The organism is Verrucomicrobiales bacterium (assembly GCA_016793885.1).
Lineage (GTDB): Bacteria > Verrucomicrobiota > Verrucomicrobiia > Limisphaerales > UBA11320 > UBA11320.
The window spans coordinates 1-3,226 of the sequence record JAEUHE010000038.1 but is presented as its reverse complement, the minus strand read 5'-3'; the positions used below and the strand labels follow the sequence as shown (position 1 = coordinate 3,226).

Sequence of the window (3,226 nt, the reverse complement as noted above, 5' to 3'; positions counted from 1 at the left end):
GTCGGACAGTCGCTGGCGTGCCTGCAACGCGCGGCCGTCGTGTTCGGGCAGATCATGCAGGGGGAGATGATCGAAGACCTCGCGGAAGAGTTCTTCGCCTATTGGCACGGCTGGCATTGTTTCGTGGACATGCAAGGCGAGGATCTAGGGCGACAGAACTGCATAGTCGCGCAGGCCAATGGGTACCCCTTGTGGTTCATCACCGACAACGAAGATCGAACAACTGAGAAGCTGAAGTCGCTCGGCTACCAAGTCACCGATAGAACGGTGCTGACTTACCGGGTAAAGACTGGTGCTCAACCGCGCCCTCTGACTAGCAATTGGCCTCCTGAAACAGTCGGGGATATCCTGGCGTGGCAGAGCACTCTTGACCCCCGGTGCCGGCGCAAGATTCGCGAGCGTATCAATGAGGGGGAGAGGAAGAAGGCCAACGGAGTTCTGATCGTCATCGAGTCTCCGCTGATGACCTATGGCTTTGCGGTTCTCTACGACCGCCAAAGTCCTGTCCAAATGAGCAAGCTCGTAGATCGCAGGGATTCGAGCTATGGATTGAAGGTGATGCCCATTTCGGTGGTCAGAATTGACGATCGGTACCTTGCCCAGCGGAACATGCCGAAATCGAAGACGCTTGCAGGGAAGAACATCGCCGTCGTTGGGTGCGGCACGATCGGCGGCTATCTGTCAGACATGCTCGTCAAGGCTGGGGCGGGGACATGCGGCGGAAAACTCACGTTGGTGGATTTCGACTACCTTCTCCCGCAAAACATCGGGCGTCATCGCCTGGGATTCCCGGACCTGCTGTCGAACAAAGCCGAGGCTATGGCGAAGGAACTCAAGCGCTTGGCGCCAGGCGCCGAGATTCGTGCGCTGCCCGTGGATGTCAGGCAGGCCCAACTGGGAGAGCTGGACCTGCTCATAGATGCCACCGGGGAAGAATCCCTCGGGCATTGGCTGTGCGGCCGCTATCCGCCTCCGACTCCCATGCTTTCGGTCTGGATCGAGGGGCCGGGAACGGCTGTCCGTGCGCTCCTGAGGACGAAAACATCTAATGCGTGCTATCGATGTCTTTGGCATAGCAACAGAAGAGGCGAGCTCCGTTCTACCATTGATCCTCTTCCTGCCTTTTTGGCGGGACATGGATGCGAGGGCTTGTACGTGCCATTCCCCGCTTCGGTGTCGGTGCACGCTGCCAGCCTGGGCGCTGAGATGACCATTGATTGGGTCAACGGCGTCTATTCCCCCGCGTTGCGAACCAGGTTGATCGACCGCGCCCAGCAGCTTTCCACACCCGATTGCGATCCGCTGCGGGATCGGGAATGTCCCTTATGCAGTTCATGAGTTCTTGGGCGGCCGACGACAACAGAACGCTGCTGCATTTCTCGAAGTCCACGCTGGAGACCTTCTGTCAGCATGTCCAGGCCAGTGATTCTGACTGCGAAGCTGGCGGGCTGCTACTCGGTTCGGTCCATGGAGCTCACATGCTCATTGAGCATGCAACGGTTCCCACGGCATGGGATAAACGGTTTCGCTACCTGTTCGAGAGAATGCCATTCGGCCACAAGGCTATTGCACTGGCCAAATGGTCGGCGAGCCAAGGAACCATTCGCTATTTGGGGGAATGGCACACCCATCCAGAAGATAATCCCACCCCGTCTGGTATCGACAGATCGGAATGGAACCGCTTGTCAGCCAAGCGACTAGACCAACGGCCTCTGCTGGCTGTCATTGTTGGGCGAAGAGCTTTGTATATCGAATTGGTGCCGTGCTCAGGTTACGGTTCGGTATTTTTTCCAGTGGAGTAGGAGTTGATAAACGATTTGCTTGTGTTAACCAACGACCTAAAGCTATTCGAAAACTCACTTTGGCTCAGTACTATGGCTAAAAGGCTGATACCGATCACACCAGAAGGCTTCGCTTTTCAGCCCCTCGCCCCTCGCGGGAGAGGGGTTTGGGAGAGGGGGAGAAAAACCAGGCATTTACATGTGATCGGTATGAACCACAGAAATGCGACGAATACTGCTAAATTCTGCGTATGGTGGTTGATATCCGTTTTAGCAAAAGTACACTGATAACTTCAGTATCTTGTTGGCCAAATATTGCTCGCGTATCTCATGCTCCTGATTTACAGCAAGCAGGTTGTGGATACCTTGAAAGCCATGTACTCAGGGCAGCACTTGACCACTGGCTTCCTGTTAGTAGTGCGACCATGGATGCATAAGCAAACTTAAAGCCATAAATAGAGCAGACTGAACCGCCCCGGGTTTCGAGGAGGCCCCCCCTTTGAGAGGATGGAGCCATGAAAGCATCAATGAAGTTTTCGCCCGAGGTTCAGGAGCGCGCCGTGCGCATGGTCGCGGAGGCACAGGGGCAGCACGACTCGCAGTGGGCAGCGATCGTGTCGATTGCCGCCAAAAGATCGGCTGCACGGCCGAGACGCTGCGCCGCTGGGTAGTAAGGAACCGTTTCCAAAAAACTAAATCAAACTCTCGTAATTAGGACCCGTTTTCAAACAAATGGATCAATTTTTTTCTGACCTTCCGGCGCAATCATGTAATTCCATTCACCGTGAAAAGCATCCTTATGGAGATTGATCTGCGCCATTTGTTCATCGCTGATCTTGATGCCGGTCGGATAGCGGTCGGTGTCCAGTTCGGCATGCACGGTCAGACCGGTGCGGGTACGAGTGGCGCCGATCAACTGCACCACCGTCTCGTAAGTGAGCAGTGGCTGCCCGCGCCAGTTGTGGCTGATGCTGGCGAACAGACGGTGTTCGATCTTGTTCCACTTGCTGGTGCCCGGCGGCAGGTGACAGACCTCCACACACAGGCCGATTTCGTTGGCCAGGCGCTGCAGCTCCCACTTCCACGCGCGCAGGCGGTAGCCATTGCTGCCGCCAGCGTCGGCGCTGATCAGCAGGCGTTCGTGCCTGCGGATAGCTCCGGCGGCCCATGCCGTACCACCACCGTAAGCATTCACCGGGGCTGGCTTGACAACACCGCATGAGCGTGAAACACGCCCCAGCACGTACGCCAGCGAACAGATCTTGAGAGTTCTACGGCCCGGATGGTTAAGTTTTGTATTGACTTTACAGCAACAATTAGCCGTCTCAGTTACATAGTCTATACTTAATATTTTCAAATGAATCATGCAGAGGTGAATCATGAAAGCCTACTCACTCGATTTGCGTGAAAAGGTTTTATTGGCTTACCAAAACAATGATCTTTCA

3 protein-coding genes and 1 pseudogene are annotated in these 3,226 nt (G+C 55.3%); 3 read left to right on the top strand and 1 reads right to left on the bottom strand.

Going from position 1 to position 3,226, the window contains the following annotated elements:
• The 3 genes and pseudogenes from JNN07_04950 to JNN07_04940 all read left to right on the top strand — a co-directional run.
• A partial coding sequence (locus JNN07_04950) for a ThiF family adenylyltransferase (GenBank protein ID MBL9167066.1) occupies nucleotides 1-1,338 on the top strand: 1,338 nt, incomplete at its 5' end.
• A complete protein-coding gene (locus JNN07_04945) occupies nucleotides 1,326-1,802 on the top strand; it encodes a Mov34/MPN/PAD-1 family protein (protein ID MBL9167065.1) in 477 nt (158 codons plus the stop codon). The genes JNN07_04950 and JNN07_04945, both read left to right, overlap by 13 nt.
• A 494-nt stretch (nucleotides 1,803-2,296) precedes the next feature.
• A pseudogene (locus tag JNN07_04940) lies at nucleotides 2,297-2,451 on the top strand (IS3 family transposase).
• Between the two features lie 54 nt (nucleotides 2,452-2,505).
• On the opposite strand, the gene JNN07_04935 reads toward JNN07_04940, so the two are convergent.
• Entirely contained in the window at nucleotides 2,506-3,147 is a 642-nt protein-coding gene (locus JNN07_04935) for an ISAzo13 family transposase (GenBank protein ID MBL9167064.1), read from the bottom strand.
• Nucleotides 3,148-3,226: the final 79 nt, after the last annotated feature.